The sequence below is a fragment of the Pedobacter sp. 22163 genome, assembly GCF_052045595.1.
Classification (GTDB): domain Bacteria; phylum Bacteroidota; class Bacteroidia; order Sphingobacteriales; family Sphingobacteriaceae; genus Pedobacter.
The window spans coordinates 669,843-688,382 of the sequence record NZ_JBQEPM010000003.1; the positions used below are offsets into that span (position 1 = coordinate 669,843).

At 39.9% G+C, this 18,540-nt stretch carries 13 protein-coding genes; all 13 read left to right on the forward strand.

The window, feature by feature from the left end; translation table 11 throughout:
- Positions 1 to 73 precede the first annotated feature (73 nt).
- The 13 genes from ACTJKN_RS11030 to ACTJKN_RS11090 all read left to right on the forward strand — a co-directional run bounded on the left by ACTJKN_RS11030 (position 74) and on the right by ACTJKN_RS11090 (position 18,274).
- The gene (locus ACTJKN_RS11030; protein ID WP_440824937.1) at positions 74 to 1,237 is read left to right on the forward strand and encodes a CaiB/BaiF CoA transferase family protein; all 1,164 of its coding nucleotides are present in this window, start codon (positions 74 to 76) and stop codon (positions 1,235 to 1,237) included.
- On the forward strand, positions 1,230 to 2,468 hold the full coding sequence (locus ACTJKN_RS11035; RefSeq protein ID WP_440824938.1) for an extracellular solute-binding protein: 1,239 nt from the start codon (positions 1,230 to 1,232) through the stop codon (positions 2,466 to 2,468). The genes ACTJKN_RS11030 and ACTJKN_RS11035 overlap by 8 nt, the downstream gene beginning before the upstream one ends.
- On the forward strand, positions 2,465 to 3,547 hold the full coding sequence (locus ACTJKN_RS11040) for a Gfo/Idh/MocA family protein (protein ID WP_440824940.1): 1,083 nt from the start codon (positions 2,465 to 2,467) through the stop codon (positions 3,545 to 3,547). The genes ACTJKN_RS11035 and ACTJKN_RS11040 overlap by 4 nt, the downstream gene beginning before the upstream one ends.
- A 396-nt stretch (positions 3,548 to 3,943) precedes the next feature.
- Positions 3,944 to 4,387, forward strand: a complete 444-nt coding sequence (locus ACTJKN_RS11045) for a MaoC/PaaZ C-terminal domain-containing protein (RefSeq protein WP_293312064.1) — start codon at positions 3,944 to 3,946, stop codon at positions 4,385 to 4,387.
- Between the two features lie 148 nt (positions 4,388 to 4,535).
- Positions 4,536 to 5,822, forward strand: a complete 1,287-nt coding sequence (gene fucP, locus ACTJKN_RS11050) for an L-fucose:H+ symporter permease (protein WP_440824943.1) — start codon at positions 4,536 to 4,538, stop codon at positions 5,820 to 5,822.
- Between the two features lie 121 nt (positions 5,823 to 5,943).
- Positions 5,944 to 9,387, forward strand: a complete 3,444-nt coding sequence (locus ACTJKN_RS11055) for a glycosyl hydrolase (protein WP_440824945.1) — start codon at positions 5,944 to 5,946, stop codon at positions 9,385 to 9,387.
- Positions 9,388 to 9,410: 23 nt separating this feature from the next.
- Entirely contained in the window at positions 9,411 to 9,719 is a 309-nt protein-coding gene (locus ACTJKN_RS11060) for a hypothetical protein (protein ID WP_440824947.1), read from the forward strand.
- Positions 9,720 to 9,735: 16 nt separating this feature from the next.
- Entirely contained in the window at positions 9,736 to 10,002 is a 267-nt protein-coding gene (locus ACTJKN_RS11065; RefSeq protein WP_440824949.1) for a hypothetical protein, read from the forward strand.
- A gap of 44 nt (positions 10,003 to 10,046) precedes the next feature.
- Positions 10,047 to 12,110, forward strand: coding sequence for an aceric acid hydrolase (locus ACTJKN_RS11070; RefSeq protein ID WP_440824951.1), 2,064 nt, complete (start codon positions 10,047 to 10,049; stop codon positions 12,108 to 12,110).
- 146 nt (positions 12,111 to 12,256) lie between these two features.
- Positions 12,257 to 13,684: a sialate O-acetylesterase gene (locus ACTJKN_RS11075; RefSeq protein WP_440824953.1), complete on the forward strand. Its 1,428-nt coding sequence runs from the start codon at positions 12,257 to 12,259 to the stop codon at positions 13,682 to 13,684.
- A gap of 343 nt (positions 13,685 to 14,027) precedes the next feature.
- Positions 14,028 to 16,289, forward strand: a complete 2,262-nt coding sequence (locus ACTJKN_RS11080; protein WP_440824968.1) for a DUF5703 domain-containing protein — start codon at positions 14,028 to 14,030, stop codon at positions 16,287 to 16,289.
- 76 nt (positions 16,290 to 16,365) lie between these two features.
- Positions 16,366 to 17,154 (forward strand): SDR family oxidoreductase, encoded by a 789-nt coding sequence (locus tag ACTJKN_RS11085; protein ID WP_440824955.1) that lies wholly within the window; start codon positions 16,366 to 16,368, stop codon positions 17,152 to 17,154.
- A 103-nt stretch (positions 17,155 to 17,257) separates the two neighbouring features.
- Positions 17,258 to 18,274 (forward strand): zinc-binding alcohol dehydrogenase family protein, encoded by a 1,017-nt coding sequence (locus ACTJKN_RS11090; RefSeq protein WP_440824956.1) that lies wholly within the window; start codon positions 17,258 to 17,260, stop codon positions 18,272 to 18,274.
- The last annotated feature ends 266 nt before the right edge of the window (positions 18,275 to 18,540 follow it).

An 18,540-nucleotide genomic window follows, 5' to 3' on the forward strand; every position in this document is an offset into this window, starting at 1 on the left:
GACCTAATAGATCTCTCCGCTACGGTCGAGATGACGATCGCTTTAGGAAAGTGACGATTTAATAAACAAAATTATGCTACCGCTTGAAGATTATTTAGTTATCGATTTCAGCCAGTTCCTATCGGGGCCATCAGCAAGTTTGCGCCTGGCCGATATGGGTGCGCGTGTAATCAAAATTGAGCGTTTGGGTGTTGGCGACATTTGCCGCACGCTCTACACTTCAAATCTGATTATGAATGGCGAATCATCTGTTTTTCATGCCATCAACAGGAATAAAGAGAGTTTTGAAGTTGATTTAAAACGCGAAGAAGATTGTGAAATGGTACGCGAACTGCTTAAAAAGGCAGATGTAATGATCCATAATTTCCGACCAGGGGTAATGGAGCGTTTGGGTTTCGATTATCCATCCGTTGCCGCTTTAAATCCAACCCTAATTTATGGCGAAATTTCAGGCTATGGCAACAACACGGAATGGAAAAACAAACCTGGACAGGATTTACTTTTGCAATCCGTTACAGGCTTAACCGCTTTAACCGGAAATGCCGGTAGTGGCCCTGTAGCAATGGGTTTATCCATTGTAGATATGTTGGCGGGCGCGCACCTGGCGCAGGGAATCCTGGCCTGTTTATACCGAAAGGCGTTAAAAAACGAAGGTGGTTTTGTGCAGATCAGCATGATGGAGTCCGCTTACGATTTCCAGTTTGAAACCATCACCACTTTTATGAATGATGGCGGATCGTTACCCCAACGTTCTAAAAAGAACAACGCAAATGCATATTTAGGCGCTCCTTATGGGATTTATCAAACAGAAAACGGATATTTAGCCCTGGCGATGGGTTCAATCCCACAGTTGGGAAATTTACTTGACTGCGAGAAATTGGAAGAATATGTGGAAGTAAGCGAAGCATTTGATAAACGTGATGAGATTAAAGCCATTTTGGCCGATCATCTTTTATCGGCGACTACCGAAAAATGGCTTTCCATTTTAGAACCTGCCGATATTTGGTGTGCCGATGTACTAAACTGGAATGCTTTAATGGCCCATGAGGGTTTTAAGGTGTTGAAGATGGTTCAGGAAGTGGAAATGATAGATGGTTACAAATATGAAACCACAAGATGCCCGATCCGTATTGATGGAGAATTATTGACCTCAGCAATAGGCTCGCCAAAATTAGGACAGGATAATGAAAAAATTATCAAAGAGTTTATAACACAGCAAACCATTGCAAATGCATAACCAAGTAGAAACTTTCAGGATAGCCGTTCGTAAATTTGCGCCATTTGAAGCTGCCATGCAGAAATTCTGGGAGCAATATTGTATCCGTTCGGGCTGCACACTAAAGTTAGATATGGTGGTAATGGACCTGCACGAACTTTACGACAGTACCATCACTCAAAAAGGTTTGGCAAAAGGCGATTTTGATCTAGCGCACATCAGTACCGATTGGGTTTTGGAAGGCTATTCAGCCAATGATTTCGAAGTTTTAAATCCCTACATCAACAAAAACAAACCCGACGATTTCCCGAGGGGATGGAGCAAATCGCTTTTAGGGCTGCAGCGCTTCGGCTGGGAAGTGGTTGGCTTGCCATTTCATGATGGGCCGGAATGTTTTATTTATAGAAGAGATCTATTCGAAAATGAAACCGAAAAAGCTAATTACTTGGCGCAATACGGAAAAGCCTTAGCAGTACCCAAAACCTGGGAAGATTTTCATCAGATTGCCCGTTTTTTTAACCGTCCTGAACAAAATTTATATGGCAGTATTTTCGCCTGTTATCCCGATGGTCACAATACCGTTTTCGATTTTGCTTTGCAATTATGGACCAGAGGCGGGACACTGGTTGATAAAAATGGTTTTATTCAGATTAATACCCAGGCAGCCATTGATGGTTTAAACTTTTACCGTAAAATCGTTAACGACAAAACTGCTGTTCATCCAAAATCTGCAGCATTCGAATCAGTAGCCGCAGGGATAGCCTTTTCACAAGGTGAAGCCGCCATGATGATCAATTGGTTCGGTTTTGCGGCCATGTGCGAAGTAGATGCAAACTCCAAGGTAAAAGGAAAAATTGATGTGGAACGATTGCCATCCGATCCAGGTAAAAACTCAGCTTCGCTAAATGTATACTGGCTTTACACCATTGCAAAGGGTAGTAAAAATAAAGACATTGCCTACGATTTTCTCCGTTTTGCACTGGCTGCAGAACAGGATAAACAGCTCACGTTAGCAGGAGGAATCGGCTGCAGGATTTCGACCTGGGCAGATGAAGAGATCAACCAGGTTATTCCTTATTACCATAAATTAGAACAATTGCACGAGGTGGCGAATATGTTGCCACAGAAACAAAATTGGGCTGCTATTGCTGCCATTATCGACCAAATGGTTTTACAGGCCATCAATACCGATGCCGCAACCGAATCGCTCATCCAGCTCGCACAGAACCAGATTAATGAAATTGACAAATGAGTATTGATATCAAATATAAACCCGACCTGCCACAAACCAAACAGCCCATCATTATTATTGGTGCGGGGGGAATAGTGGCAGATGCCCATCTCCCAGCATATAAAATTGCTGGTTTTGAAGTACATGGCATTGTAAATCGTACAAAAGAGCGGGCACAGAAATTGGCTGATGTTTTTGGAATTCCAAACGTTTATAATTCTGTTGATGAGGCGGTTAAACTTGCTCCAGCAAATGCAGTTTACGATTTAACGATCATGCCTGAGCAATACATCGAAACATTAAAGCAGTTGCCCGATGGAAGTTCGGTGTTAATTCAAAAACCCATGGGCGATGATTTTACACAGGCAAAAGAAATTCTCGAACTCTGCAGAACCAAGAATTTAAAAGCGGCTATAAACTTTCAGTTGCGTTTTGCGCCATTTGTAAGTGCCGCAAAATCCATCATCGATCAAGGTTTAATCGGCGAATTATACGATATGGAAGTCCGTGTAACAATTAAAACACCATGGGAGATTTTTCCGCACGTAATTATTCATCCACGTTTAGAAATTCAGTACCACAGCATTCATTATGTCGATTTAATCCGTTCGTTTTTGGGTAATCCTGAGAGTATTTTAGCAAAAACATTAAAACATCCGGCGAAAAGTTTGTCATCATCTCGTTCTACAATCTTATTTGATTACGGAGACACCATGCACGCGGTAATCAACACCAATCACGACCACGATTTCGGTCCAAATCATCAGGAAAGTTATATTAAATGGGAGGGAACCAAAGGCGCAATAGTAGCTAAAATTGGCCTATTGATGGATTATCCCCATGGTGTACCTGATGTTTTTGAATACTGTATTGTGGAAGACGGGAAATCACCAGAATGGCAAACCGTAACATTGGAAGGATCTTGGTTTCCAGAGGCTTTTATTGGTACAATGGCCAATTTGATGTGCTATAATGAAGGTTCAAGCGATGTTTTACATACCAGTGTGGAGGATGTGATTCAAACCATGGCTGTGGTAGAAAGTGCCTATCAATCGAGTGATATTGGAGGTGTGAAGGTAGAAGAACGATTAAATAATTAAATCGTTATTGTGAGGCAGGGAATAAGCGAACCGAAGCACTCTGATTCACTATGTCTTGGCCAGACGGGCTCTTTTCTTTTGATCGCAAAAGACCAGCAGAGCTAGCTTGAATGCAGTTGAAAACATAAGCGCCCTTGAAAAAACAAAACTCCCGGCTTAAAATTTTTCTTTTAACGTTTCTGCTTAGGTTAGGAACTGCAATCCGAAAAATTTATTAGGCCGGATTGAAGTAGAACGTAGGTGTACTACTCAGGCTTTATTGGATGGAAATGCCAATGTAAAATTTAAGGTGCAATAAAGATTAGTTGAAGGGCTAACAATTAAAATTATAATATCGTCCTCGTTTGTAACGAGGATGTACGAGATAAGCGATTGTATCGCTATAAATTAAAAACTATGTATTTCAAATCAACATTTTTTGAAGATTATCAATTACAAGATAAACGTATAACCTTAGGTCGCACGATAACCGAAACCGATTTTGTAGTTCATGCTGGCCATACCGGCGATTTCTTCCCCCACCATATGGATGCCGAATGGTGTGCAACACAACCTTTCAAACAACGAATCGCCCACGGAACCATGATTTTTAGCATTGGGATCGGTTTAACAGCTTCAGAAATCAATCCTGAAGCCATGAGTAAAGGATATGATAAATTGCGTTTCGTAAAACCTGTTTTTATCGGCGACACCATTCACTCCGAAATAACCATTTCTGAAAAAGGAGAGAGCAAAAGGCCAGAATATGGCACCGTAACCGAGCATGTAGAAATCATCAACCAACATGGAGAAGTTGTCCTAGTCTGCGACCATCTTTTGGTGGTGAAAAAGGTTCATTAGTTCAATGGTCAGTAGTTCATTGGTCTGGGCGCCTATAGCGACAGTTTACCAGACATGATTACAGCACCAATGGCTAATGAACCAGTGATAAATAAACTAATCAACTATCGAACTAAACAAATGAACCAATAACCTAACCAATGAACCAATGACTAATGAACCAACAACCACACAGCCAGAAATTGTAACTGAGGGCGATCCGTCAGGAAAGAAGTATCTATTGCCTTTTATCTTTGTTATCAGTTTGTTTTTCCTCTGGGGAATGGCACATAACCTCGATTCCAGCCTTATTCCACATTTGCGAAAAGCTTTTAACCTGAGCAACCTCGAATCGATGTTAATTGATACATCGATCTTTTTAGCCTATTTTTTGATGGCAATACCTGCTGGAATCATCCTTAAAAAGTGGGGATATAAAACCACTATGATTGTAGGCTTATTGGTTTTTGCATTCGGGGCGTTTTTATTTGTACCTGCGGCTAACAACCTTTCTTATGTTACGTTTTTAATTGCATTATTTATTATTGGCTGTGGTTTAGCTACTTTAGAAACGTCGGCAAATCCTTATGCAGCAGTATTGGGTGATCCAGCTAAGGCTGCGAGCCGCTTAAATTTAGCTGCTTCTTTTAATGGCCTGGCAGCAGCCGTAGCTGGTTATGTGGGTACGCATTATATCCTATCAGGAAAAACATATACCCAAGATCAGTTAATGAACATGACAGAGGCTATCCGTTTAGCCGAAGCATCATCTGTAAAAACACCTTACATTATTTTAGGTACAGTTTTAGTTTTTATTGCAATTGCTTTTTGCTTTATTAAATTCCCCGAGATAAAAACCAAAAGCATTGATGGAGAAGCTAAAGGTAGCTTTCTGGGCGCCTTAAAACACAAACATTTAAGGTGGGCGGTTGTAGCTCAGTTTTTTTATGTAGGCGCTCAGGTTTGTGTTACCAGCTCGTTTATCCGAGCTGCGCAACAAGGAGCAGGCTTCGATGAAAGAACAGCAGGCATTTATCTATTTATTTATGGAATTCTTTTCACGGTAGGTCGGTTTGCAGGAACCGCTTTGTTAGCTTATGTAAAATCACCAAAATTATTGTCCATTTATGCTTGTGTAGCTATTCTTTTATGTTTAATTGCAATAACAATTAAGGGCCCAATTGTGGTTTATGCATTAGGTGGTTTAGGTTTTTTCATGTCCATCATGTTTCCGACCATATTTGCATTGGGTATTGAGGGGATTGGCGATGATACAAAACCTGGTTCCTCTTGGCTGATCATGTCTATCATTGGTGGTTCTTTGGTACCGTTAACCATGGGCGCAGTAATAGATGCCAACAACGATAATGTACAGATCGGCTACAGCATTCCGCTGGCATGTTTCCTGGTGATTCTTTATTTCGGCTTGCGAGGTTATAAAATCGCACACAAATAAAATTTAACGTCATCCGATAGCTATCGGATGCGAGGAGGAACGATGTGGCAATCTATTCTCGAATAAAGATTGTTTCGCGGGCTGAAAACCACCTTTGGTATTTATAAGAAAATAAAAAAAAATGAAATTTAGGTTTAGCAAGATTTTTATATTCATGCTGTTGTTTTGCTTTGACTTTTCAGCAAGCCTCTTTGCGCAACAGAACGAAAGTGCAAAACCTTGGGTATTTTGGTATTGGGTTAAAGGTGCGGTTTCAAAAGCGGGCATCACAGCTGATCTGGAAGCCATGAAATCAAATGGCATCGCGGGTGCTTATTTAATGAGCATTCAAGGCCCTGATAAAGTCCCAGCTTATTCGCCGCCTGCCGTACAACTCACACCCGAATGGTGGAAAATGGTTGAGTTTGCCATGAGTGAGGCGAAACGGTTGGATCTGAAATTAGGCATGCATGTGAGTGATGGTTTCGCGCTAGCAGGTGGCCCATGGATAACCCCTGAATTATCGATGCAGAAAGTAGTTTGGTCTAAAATAAACATCAGTAATACAGTTACTAAGATCAATTTGCCTAAACCAGAATCAAAAGAAAATTATTATAAAGATATTGCCGTTTACGCTTACCCTTCACCAATTGGTGAGGGCATTTCAACAAGAACGGTTAGCCCAAAAATTACAGCCAGCAATGGTGCTGATGCCACTGGCCTCGTTCAGCCTGGGAATAAGAAAAACTTTGGTTCAAATGAATCCTGTTATATTCAATACGAATTTGAAAAACCTTTCACCTGCAGAACGATAACCATTAAAGTAAGTGGAAATAACTATCAGGCACAACGTTTAGCGATAGAGGTAAGTGATGATGGGAAAAATTTTCGATCTATCGGTAGGTTGGTAGCCCCACGACATGGCTGGCAGGATACCGATGAAGATGTTACCCATTCCATTGTACCTGCCACAGCTAAATTTTTCAGGTTTATTTATGATAAAAAGGGATCCGAACCAGGCTCAGAGGATTTAGATGCAGCCAAATGGAAACCATCATTAAAGCTCCTAAACCTCGAATTATCTTCTGAAGCACAGCTCAATCAGTTCGAAGGCAAAAATGGTTCAGTTTGGCGGATCAGTAAAAGAAGCACAGAAACAGAAATTGCCAAAAACCTGTGTGTACCATTGAATAAGATCATTAACCTAACGGATAAATTAAATCCAGATGGAACTTTAAACTGGAAAGCGCCAAAAGGAAATTGGACAATATTAAGGATTGGCCATACTTCTACAGGGCATAGCAATGCAACAGGTGGCGGCGGAAAGGGCTTGGAATGCGACAAATTTAATCCGGAAGCGGTAAAACTACAATTCGCCAACTGGTATGGTGAAGCTTTAAAACATGGCGGACCAGAAATAGCCAAAAAAGTTTTAAGCATTTTCCATGTAGACAGTTGGGAATGTGGCAGCCAGAATTGGTCGCCGGTATTTAAAGCAGAATTTTTAAAGCGTAGAGGTTATGATTTAACGCCATATTTACCCATCATGACCGGTTTGCCTTTAGAGAATGTATCGGTGTCCGAAAATTTCCTTTATGATATCAGAAAAACGATTTCAGAATTGGTTGTCGACCAGTTTTATAAAACGCTGGCTAAACTGGCAAAAGATCAGGGCGTAATTTTTACGGCGGAAAGTATTGCACCAACGATGATGAGTGACGGATTGATGCATTACAAAACGGTTGACATCCCCATGGGCGAGTTTTGGTTAAACAGCCCGACACACGATAAACCGAACGATATGTTGGATGCCATTTCGGGCGCTCATATTTATGGTAAAAACATCATCCAGGCCGAGGCTTTTACCACCGTTCGTATGGACTGGAACGAAAGTCCAGCCAATATGAAAACCCTACAGGATCGTAATTATGCTTTAGGGATCAATAAATTGGTGTATCACGTCTTTACACACAACCCCTGGACAGATCGGAAACCTGGAATGACCTTAGATGGTGTTGGCCTATATTTTCAACGCGATCAAACCTGGTGGAAGGCGGGTAAAGCATGGATAGATTATGCGGAAAGAACACAAAACCTGTTACAACAAGGCAAGCCAGTTGTCGATATCGCCGTTTTTACCGGTGAAGAATTACCACGCCGTTCCGTATTGCCTGATCGTTTGGTTGAAACCTTACCCGGCATTTTTGGCACAGCTGTAGTAGAAGCAGAGCAGAAACGACTTGCAAATGTTGGTGAACCTTTAAGGCAAATCCCGGCCGGTGTAACCCATTCGGCAAATATGGCCGATCCCGAAAATTGGGTAAATCCATTACGGGGTTATGCTTATGATAGTTTTAATCCCGATGTACTAAGTACAGCAACGGTAAAAGATGGTAATGTAGTTTTTGAGAGTAACGCAACTTACAAAATTTTGGTGATACCGGGTAATATGAAGATGAACCCTAATTACCAGTATATGAGTTATTCTACGGTTAAAAAACTCTCAGCATTAATCAAGGCTGGCGCTAAAGTAATTATTGGAGATAAGCCATTGTATCAATCTGGATTTAAACAAGTTAACAAAACTTCTTTTGATAGAATTGTAGAAGAAATCTGGGAAGGAAATTTCGAGTCTTATAAAAATAATGGTCGACCAGTTTATAAGAAAAAGTTAGGTTTAGGCCAAGTTTTTAAAGCACCATTTTATGGAGAAACTTTTGATGCCCTGGGTTTGGAAAGAGATTTGGATGTGAACGATGAAATAGATAATAAGGCAGGTAGAAGTTATGCAAAGGGTATAGGTTACGCGCACAGAATTGATGGAGAAAAGGAAATTTATTTTATTACTAATCAGGAAAATAGAAAAAGAGAACTTTATTTAACTTTAAGGAACGGCAAAAAAACAGTGAAAACTTACGATGCGGTGAGTAATACCTGGTTTACACTTCATAGGGTCAACAATACTATTGCCGGAACAAGTTTAAATTTAACGATGTATCCAAATCAATCAATCTTTGTGATTTTAGATACGCCAGGTGTTTATTCTTTCTATTCAGAAAGCGCAGAGAAGGAATTAAGAGACGCAAAAGGAAAAAAAGTTAAAAAGACAGATATAGATATTTCCAGATCATGGCAGACAAAATTCGATACGGCTTATGCAGGTCCATCAAAACCCATAGTTTTTAACGATTTAACTGATTGGACACAAAACACCGATAGTTTGGTTAAGTATTATTCAGGAACTGCAACGTATAGCAAAAACTTCACCTTCAGCGGAGATCTTAAAAAGAAAATCTGGCTTGATTTAGGCGGATTCTTCAGCATTGCCGAAGTAAAAATCAATGGTATAAACTGCGGCACTTTGTGGACTGCTCCGTACCATTTAGAAATTAGTAAAGCATTAAAAATGGGAGAAAATCAAATTACCATTGAAGTAACCAATACCTGGGCTAACCGTTTAATTGGTGATAGCAAACTACCAGAAAATAAAAGAATTACCAAAACAACTGCACCTTTCCGGTTAGAAGGCAAGCCTTTAAATTCTGCGGGATTATTAGGGCCGGTAGTGATACAAGTGGAAGAGTAAATGGGCGTTAATATTTCAAAATAATGAAAAAAATAATTGTATTAATTCTGGCTTTTACCCAAACGATTGTTTACGCTCAACAAAAGAAGGTAAAGGATAATTTTAATGTCCAGATCAGGTTGGAAAAGGGCGATTTAAATAAAGATGGTTTGATCGACAAAACCGTAATTATGATGGATACGATCGATACAGCCGTTCCATTAAGGTTACAAATATTCTTTTTACAGCCAAATAAGAAATTTAAAATGGCTTTCTCTTCAACTGATGTAATTGAACCCCAATATGTAAACGGTGTACATACTAAAAATACAATTCCATATTTTTTTTATTGAAAACGGATTTTTATTAATGAACGCTGAAAAAAATGATGTTCGCTTTGAGTATAAATTCATCTACAAAAATGGAGTTTTTCAATTGATTCAAACCTCTAGCGTAGTTTATGATGGGCAAAATTCGACAACCGAGACTGTATTTAACCTTATAACAGGAGTAAGAACTGAAACTACAATGTTATTGGGTTCCGAAAAAATCTTAAAGAAAAATACAAAGAAAATAGTGATCAGGCCATTACCTACGCTTCAGAATCTAAAGACTTTTGGCAATAAATTAGATTAATAATAATAAACCAGGAACATTTCCAGGTTAAAAACTTAAGAATAATGAAAAAGCTACCTCACATAACCAAAAATTTTGTCCTGCAGACTTTACGACTTCAGATAACTATTTGTACAGCGCTTTTTCTAACGTTAAGCGCTAAAGCACAAGACAAAGCTTTGGTTAATACGTCAAATTCGCCTTATGCGAAATTGCACAGCATCAATATGACAGATGTAACCTGGACAAAAGGATTTTGGGCAGACCGCTTTAAAGTGGCCACCGAAACCATGGTACCTAACATGTGGGCCATTTATAACGATCCGAAGATCAGTCACGCTTTTCAAAATTTCAAAATTGCAGCAGGTTTAGATACGGGCTCGCATGCTGGTCCATCTTTCCATGATGGCGATTATTACAAAACGTTGGAGGCTGTAGCTGTTTTATATGCTTCAACCAAAAACCCGAAACTGAACGAAATGATGGATAAAGCCATTGTGGTAATCGGTAAATCACAACGCAACGATGGCTACATCTATACCAAAGCCATGATCGAACAGCGCAAAACAGGATCTAAAAACCAGTTTCAGGATCGGTTAAGCTTCGAATCGTACAATATTGGCCATTTAATGACGGCAGGTTGCATTCATTACCGGGCAACCGGAAAAATCACTTTGCTCAACATTGCTAAAAAAGCGACAGATTATCTGTATAATTTCTATAAATCTGCTTCACCGACATTGGCACGAAACGCCATTTGTCCATCGCATTACATGGGCGTGATAGAAATGTACCGCACCACGAAAGATCCACGGTATTTAGAGCTGGCCCAACATTTAATTGCCATAAAAGGTAAAATTGATGATGGCACAGACGATAACCAGGATCGCATTCCTTTTCTACAACAAACCAAAGCCATGGGCCATGCCGTACGTGCAAACTACCTTTATGCGGGTGTAGCCGATTTATATGCCGAAACGGGTAAAGATTCACTTTTAAGAACATTGAATTTAATGTGGGATGATGTCAATCAGCACAAAATGTACATTACGGGTGGCTGTGGCTCGCTTTACGATGGAACTTCGCCCGATGGCACATCCTATAATCCGGCCGATGTGCAGAAAATCCACCAGGCCTTCGGTCGCGATTTTCAATTGCCCAATTTTACGGCACACAACGAAACCTGTGCCAACATTGGTAACGTACTTTGGAACTGGCGCATGTTGCAGATTACAGGCGATGCAAAATATGCTGATGTAATGGAACTGGCCTTACACAATAGCGTTCTGTCTGGAATTAGTTTGGATGGAAAAAACTTTTTGTACACCAATCCTTTGGCGCAATCAGACGATTTACCTTTTAAACAACGCTGGTCGAAAGATAGGGTGCCTTATATCGCATTGTCCAATTGCTGTCCACCAAACGTAGTCAGAACGATTGCAGAAGTTAGCGATTATGCCTACAGTACTTCAGATAAAGGCTTGTGGTTCAATTTATATGGTGGCAATAACCTAAATACTACATTAACAAATGGTCAGAAAATTTCTTTATCTCAAGAAACCAATTATCCCTGGGATGGCAAGATCAAAATCAGCATTAAAGAAATAGGAAATAAAGCTTATTCTTTATTTTTGAGAATCCCGTCGTGGACACATGATGCACAGATCACAATCAATGGGAAAACTGAAAATCTTAAAGCCATTTCCGGAACTTATGCAGAAATCAGCCGCGTTTGGAGAAAAGGTGATGTAATAGAATTAAATCTCCCTATGGATGCCACTTTGATTGAAGCCAATCCTTTGGTCGAAGAAAACAGGAACCAGGTAGCTATAAAACGCGGACCAATTGTCTACTGCCTGGAATCGACAGATTTACCTGGTAAAAGTATTTTTAATGCTTTTATCCCAGCTTCAACCAAATTTGAGGTCAAACCCATTAACATTGATGGTACTGCAATGATGAGTTTAGTAGGAAATGCAAAAATGGTAACGACAAACAACTGGAAAAATGTGTTGTACAGGCCGATTGAAGATAAAAATACAACAACAGAAATTAAACTGGTGCCATACTTTGCCTGGGGAAACAGAGGGCATTCAGAAATGTCGGTGTGGCTGCCTGTGAGTAGATAATATGCGGTCGTCATTTCGAGCGGAGTGCAACGCAGTCGAGAAATCTAACTAAATAGATCTCTCCACTTCGCGTTGCTCCGGTCGAGATGACGACTCTTTTACAAGATTCTATCAATTGATTGGATCAAATATTTAATGTTAAAAAAATGAAACTAAAAATCTTCATATTCTTAAACCTCGCATGTGGCCTTATTGCATCAGCCACAGTAAAGCCTGCATCGATTTTTACCGATCACATGGTGTTACAACAACAAAACAATGTTGCTATATGGGGCTGGGCCAAACCCGCTACCAGGGTAAAAATCAATACCTCCTGGAACAAACAGCACTATAGCGTTATTACTGATCAGGCCGGTAAATGGAAAATAAAAGTTGCGACTCCATCAGCCGGTGGTCCATACAATATTGAATTAAATGATGGTGAAAAACTTATCCTGACCGATATTCTAATTGGTGAAGTTTGGTTCTGTGGTGGCCAATCAAACATGGAAATGCCCATGAAAGGTTTTAAAAGTCAGCCGATAATTGGTTCCAATGAGGTCATTCTAAAATCTACCAATAAAAACATCAGGCTTTATACTGTTCCGCGTTCTTCCATTACCGAACGACAAGAAAACAGCAAAGCTTCGCAATGGAAATTAGCTGCACCAGAAAGCGTTGCCAATTTTAGCGCAACCGCTTATTATTTTGGTTCCTTATTAAGCGAAATGTTAAATGTTCCTATCGGGATCATCAACGATAGTTATGGCGGTTCTACAATTGAGGCCTGGATGTCGCCAGAGGATTTAAAAGCATTCCCCGAGGTTAAAATCCCTTCAAAAACCGACAGCATAAAAGAAGTAAGCAGAACGCCCACAACGTTATACAATGGCATGCTTTATCCTGTAATCGGCTATGGCATAAAAGGTGCCATCTGGTATCAGGGCGAATCAAATTATGAACGTCCAGACCGCTACGAAGACTTATTCCCGGCGATGGTTTCTTCCTGGAGAAAAAATTGGGATAATGGTGATTTTCCTTTCTATTATGCGCAAATCGCGCCCTACAACTATGCCCAATTGCCGCCTTATCATGTTGGTGGGAAATTTAACTCGGCCTTTTTACGCGATGCACAACGTAAATCCCTAACTAAAATTCCAACTTCGGGGATGGCTGTTTTAATGGATATCGGCGAGGAAAAATCCATCCATCCCGCAAACAAAAAACAGGGAGGAACACGTTTGGCTTACCTGGCCTTGTCTCAAACTTACGGTATAAAAGGTTTTGGTGCATTAAGCCCGAACTATGAATCTTTGAACATCGATAAAAATAAAGCGGTGATCAAGTTCCAAAATGTAACAAATGGCTTAACTTCATTTGGCAAAGATCTGGCCTTATTTGAAGTAGCGGGGGCAGACCATATATTTTACCCTGCCAAAGCCACTATAACCGGAAGTAGCATCACTGTTTCAGCAGTGCAGGTTAAAGTACCGGTGGCTGTTCGCTACGCCTTCAAAGATTTTGTAACGGGCGATTTATTCGGAAACGATGGCTTACCCGTTTCTTCATTCCGTACCGATGATTGGGAGAATTAATAATTATAAAATGAATTTCACCACGAAGACACTAAAAGTACAAAGTATTTCATTTAGGAACTTAAATGTTCTGATATGCCTTATATGGTCAAAATTTTTGAACCATGCCTCAGGTGTGCTCAGCTGTCTTAGGTGGTCAAATACAATAGGCAAAAAAACATTAACCACAAAGACACAAAGCACACTAAGTATTTCATTTAGCAACTTAAATATTCTTATATGGTCAAATACCATATGCAAAAAACCATTAACCACAAAGACACCAAGCACACTAAGTATTCCCTTTAGAACCTTAAATGCTCTTATATGTCTTATATGGTCAAAAAGAACCAACCTTTTCTTGGTGTGCTCCGTGGCTTTGTGGTTACTCACCTCAAGCGCCTTTTCTCAAGAAAAAGCCTCAAATAACGTAGTTTGGAATACCCAAAGCCTCAATTCATCAGCATCCATGCCTGTAGGTGGTGGCGATATCGGCCTTAACCTCTGGGTAGAAAATGGCAATGTTTACCTTTATCTATCCAAAAGCGGTACCTTCGACGAGAACAATACCTTGCTTAAACTTGGTCGCGTAAAACTCAAATTATCACCAAACCCTTTTCTAGGGAAATCATTTAAACAAGAACTGATCTTAAAAGATGGTTACGCGCAGATCTCAGGCTCAAATGGTAAATTAAACACAAAAATCAATGTTTGGGTAGATGTTTTTAATCCTGTTATTCATTTAGACATTAAATCAAGCCAAAATACCACAACAGAAGCCAGTTATGAAAGCTGGCGTTTTGAAGACCGCATTACAAAAGGCAAAGAGAACAACCAAAATTCGTATAAATGGGCGCCTCAGGGCATTGTAAAAACCTTTAAAGATGAAATTGCTTTTAAAAACAATACCATTCAATTTTACCATCAAAATAAAGCCGAAACCGTATTCGATATTGCAGTAAAACAGCAGGGTCTTGATGATAGAAAGGCCGAATTGTTCAATCCGCTAAAAAACCTGATTTTCGGCGGCTCAATGCAGGGCGATAACCTGTTTCCGGCAGGGAATGATGAAGGTGTCTATTTAAATACGCCTTTTAAAGCGTGGACGCTGAAAAGTAAAAAAGCTTCGCGTTCAAGTCACATTACCATTGCTTTACATACCGTTAAAACTGAATCAGTTTCTGATTGGGAAAAACAGTTAACCTCACTAAAAATCAATAACAATCATAAATCCAGTATAAAATGGTGGAATGATTACTTTGAAAAGAGTTTCATTTACATCAATTCGAAAGATGAATCGGCCAATCAATCGGCTAAAAATTATCAGTTATTCAGGTATATGTTAGGTTGCAATGCCTTTGGCAAATACCCTACGAAATTTAATGGCGGTTTATTTACCTTCGATCCTCAACTTACTGATACGGCACTGAAATATACACCCGATTTCAGGAATTGGGGAGGAGGTACGCACACCGCACAAAACCAACGTTTAGTTTATTGGCCGATGTTGAAAAGCGGCGATTTTGAAATGATGAATCCTCAGTTCGATTTCTATATGAATTTGTTAAAAAATGCTGAAATCAGGACACAATCTGCCTGGGGGCATAACGGCGCCAGTTTTACAGAGCAATTGGAAAATTTTGGATTACCAAACCCAGCAGAATATGGCTGGAAACGTCCTGCCGATTTTAACAAAGGCATGGAATACAATGCTTGGTTAGAATATGAATGGGATACCGTTTTAGAATTTTGTATGATGATTTTGGAGACAGAAAGGTACAATGGTAATAACATCGAAAAATATCTTCCATTGATTGAAAGTTCTTTAACATTTTTCAAAGAACATTATACTTATTTAGCTAAACAACGGGGAGCAAAAGCTTTAGATGCCAATGGGTATTTGGTTCTGTATCCTGGATCTGGTGCCGAAACTTATAAAATGGCCTATAACGCCACTTCAACCATTGCCGCATTAAAAACCGTTTTAGAAAGACTTCTGGAGCATCGCAATTTAGCTGAAAAGCAAAAATCGGAATGGAAAGCCATGCTAAAAACCATTCCACCCATCAGTTTTAGGGCATTTGACGGCCGCACCACAATTGCTCCGGCAAAACTTTGGGAACGCATTAACAATACCGAAAGCCCACAGTTGTATCCCGTTTACCCCTGGGGCATTTATGGAATTGGTAAACCTGGTTTAGACACCGCCATCAATACCTTTAAATACGATACTGATCTATTGAAATTCCGCAGTTTTATAGGCTGGAAACAGGATAATATTTTTGCAGCAAGATTGGGTTTAACTGAAGATGCTGCAAAATTAACCACCGCAAAGTTAAAAGACTCGGGAAGGAGATTTCCGGCATTCTGGGGACCAGGCTTCGACTGGACGCCAGACCATAATTGGGGCGGCTCCGGTATGATCGGTTTACAGGAAATGCTGATGCAGGTAGACGGGAAAAAGATTTATCTTTACCCTGCATGGCCTAAAGAGTGGGATGTACATTTCAAGCTCTATGCGCCTTATCAAACCACCGTTGAAGGACAATTGAAGAATGGAAAATTAATAGATTTAAAAGTATGGCCTGAATCAAGAAGGGCAGATATAAAAGTAATGATAGAGTGATCGAATTTTGAATGATTGAATTGCATTTTGCATTCACTCATTCTCTCAATCTCTCATTCACTAATTAAAAAGAAACATGGATTTACAATTAAAAGAAAAAGTTATTATCATTACCGGTGCTGCAAAAGGCATTGGTAGAAGCATTGCAGAAGTATTTGCTAAGGAAAATGCAATTGCCGTAATCGTAGGTAGAAAAGCAGCAGATAACCAAAAAGTAGTTGATGAGATTGTTGCACAAGGCAAACAAGCAGAACAATTTGTTGCAGAACTTTCCAATCCGGATGATTGCGAAAAAGTAGTTAAAGAAATCGTTGCTAAATTTGGAAGGATTGATGGTTTAGTGAATAACGCCGGCGTTAACGATGGAGTAGGTTTAGAAAGTGGAAATTATAAAGACTTTATGGCTTCATTACATAAAAATGTAGTGCATTATTATCTGATGGCACACCATGCCTTGCCAGAATTGATTAAAAGCAAAGGAGCAATTGTAAACATCACTTCAAAAACGGCTGAAACAGGACAAGGAAATACTTCGGCCTATGCTGCTGCAAATGGCGGTAGAAATGCATTAACCCGCGAGTGGGCTGTTGAATTATTAAAATATGGCATCCGCGTAAATGCAGTAGTGGTTGCCGAATGCTGGACACCTGCTTACGAAACCTGGATAGAGACTTTGGATAATGCGGAAGAAAAACTAAAAGAAATCACTTCAAAAATTCCATTGGAAAATAGAATGACAACTGCAGAAGAAATCGCAAACATGACAGCTTTTTTAATGTCGGGTAAATCAAGCCATACCACTGGGCAGATTATCCATGTTGATGGCGGTTATGTTCATTTAGACAGAGCCTTGGCGAACGCTTAGAAAATTAATTATTGAATGATAAATTGAGTGAATGATAGAATGATTCCAAATTCGCTGTCAACATTCAATAATTCATTCATTCAAAATTCAATCATTAAATACAATGAAAACCCTTACCTGCACTACACCTGGAACTTTCGAATATTCAGAAACAGAAAAACCTGAACTTAAAAAAGACCATGCCATTATAAAAATTAAAAGAATCGGTATCTGTGGAACCGATTTACATGCCTTTGAAGGCACACAACCTTTCTTTAACTACCCCAGAGTTTTAGGTCACGAGTTATCTGGCGAATTGGTAGAAGCCGATGGAGCCAACAGTTTCAAAATAGGAGAGGCCGTTACTTTTATCCCATATTTTAATTGTGGCGAATGCATTGCCTGCCGGATGAACAAACCAAACTGCTGTGTTAAAATGCAGGTTTGTGGTGTACATGTTGATGGTGGCATGCGCGAATATTTACAGGTTCCATCGAGAACACTTTTACATGGCGAGGGCTTGAGTTATAATGAACTCGCTTTAGTTGAACCTTTAGCTATAGGCGCGCATGGTGTGCGTAGGGCAGATGTCCAGCCTGGAGAATTTGTCCTGGTTATTGGTGCCGGGCCAATTGGTTTGGGTACGATGGAATTCGCCAGAATTGCCGGGGCCAACGTAATCGCGTTAGATATTAACGAAGACCGCCTGGCTTTCTGTAAAGATAAATTAAAGGTAGCACATGTGGTTAATGCGCTTTCGCCTGATGTTACACAACAACTTAGCGATATTACCAATGGTGATATGCCCACGGTTGTAATCGATGCTACAGGTAATCAGAAGGCCATTAACAATGCTATAAACTACATGGCACATGGCGCAAGGTTCGTTTTAATCGGCTTGCAAAAAGGAGATTTAATTTTTAACCACCCTGAGTTTCACAAGCGCGAATCGACGTTAATGAGCAGTAGAAATGCCACCATTGAAGATTTTGAACATGTAATCAGCTCAATGAAAGCTGGTTTGGTTAATCCTACCAACTATATTACGCATCAGGTTAAATTTGAGGAAGTAAAGGATGAGTTTGAAAGCTGGTTAGATCCAAAGAACGGGGTGATTAAAGCGATGGTTAGTATGAACTGACATAATCCGTCTAATTCAAACACGGTCGTCATTCCCGCGCGGGCGGGAACCTTAAAGCGCTTGAATTACTTTATCAGCAAAATAACTGCAAGTGATATTTTAATTACGCGTCCTCCTGAACTTGTTTCAGGATCTATCGTGCTTAGTGTTCCTAAAAAGATCCTGAACTAAATCTACTCAATTATCGTCATTGCGAGAAGGCTTTTTCAGCCGACGAAGCAATCTTTTTAGCAAAAATGGCTGTGTATAAAAGATTGCTTCGTCGT

Bases quoted from the DNA above. Each gene is read 5' to 3' on its own strand.
- ACTJKN_RS11085 (WP_440824955.1), top strand. From the start codon at position 16,366: ATGGATTTACAATTAAAAGAAAAAGTTATTATCATTACCGGTGCTGCA.
- ACTJKN_RS11060 (WP_440824947.1), top strand. From the start codon at position 9,411: ATGAAAAAAATAATTGTATTAATTCTGGCTTTTACCCAAACGATTGTT.
- ACTJKN_RS11075 (WP_440824953.1), top strand. From the start codon at position 12,257: ATGAAACTAAAAATCTTCATATTCTTAAACCTCGCATGTGGCCTTATT.
- ACTJKN_RS11035 (WP_440824938.1), top strand. From the start codon at position 1,230: ATGCATAACCAAGTAGAAACTTTCAGGATAGCCGTTCGTAAATTTGCG.
- ACTJKN_RS11030 (WP_440824937.1), top strand. From the start codon at position 74: ATGCTACCGCTTGAAGATTATTTAGTTATCGATTTCAGCCAGTTCCTA.
- ACTJKN_RS11055 (WP_440824945.1), top strand. From the start codon at position 5,944: ATGAAATTTAGGTTTAGCAAGATTTTTATATTCATGCTGTTGTTTTGC.
- ACTJKN_RS11045 (WP_293312064.1), top strand. From the start codon at position 3,944: ATGTATTTCAAATCAACATTTTTTGAAGATTATCAATTACAAGATAAA.
- ACTJKN_RS11070 (WP_440824951.1), top strand. From the start codon at position 10,047: ATGAAAAAGCTACCTCACATAACCAAAAATTTTGTCCTGCAGACTTTA.
- fucP (WP_440824943.1), top strand. From the start codon at position 4,536: ATGACTAATGAACCAACAACCACACAGCCAGAAATTGTAACTGAGGGC.
- ACTJKN_RS11040 (WP_440824940.1), top strand. From the start codon at position 2,465: ATGAGTATTGATATCAAATATAAACCCGACCTGCCACAAACCAAACAG.
- ACTJKN_RS11065 (WP_440824949.1), top strand. From the start codon at position 9,736: ATGAACGCTGAAAAAAATGATGTTCGCTTTGAGTATAAATTCATCTAC.
- ACTJKN_RS11090 (WP_440824956.1), top strand. From the start codon at position 17,258: ATGAAAACCCTTACCTGCACTACACCTGGAACTTTCGAATATTCAGAA.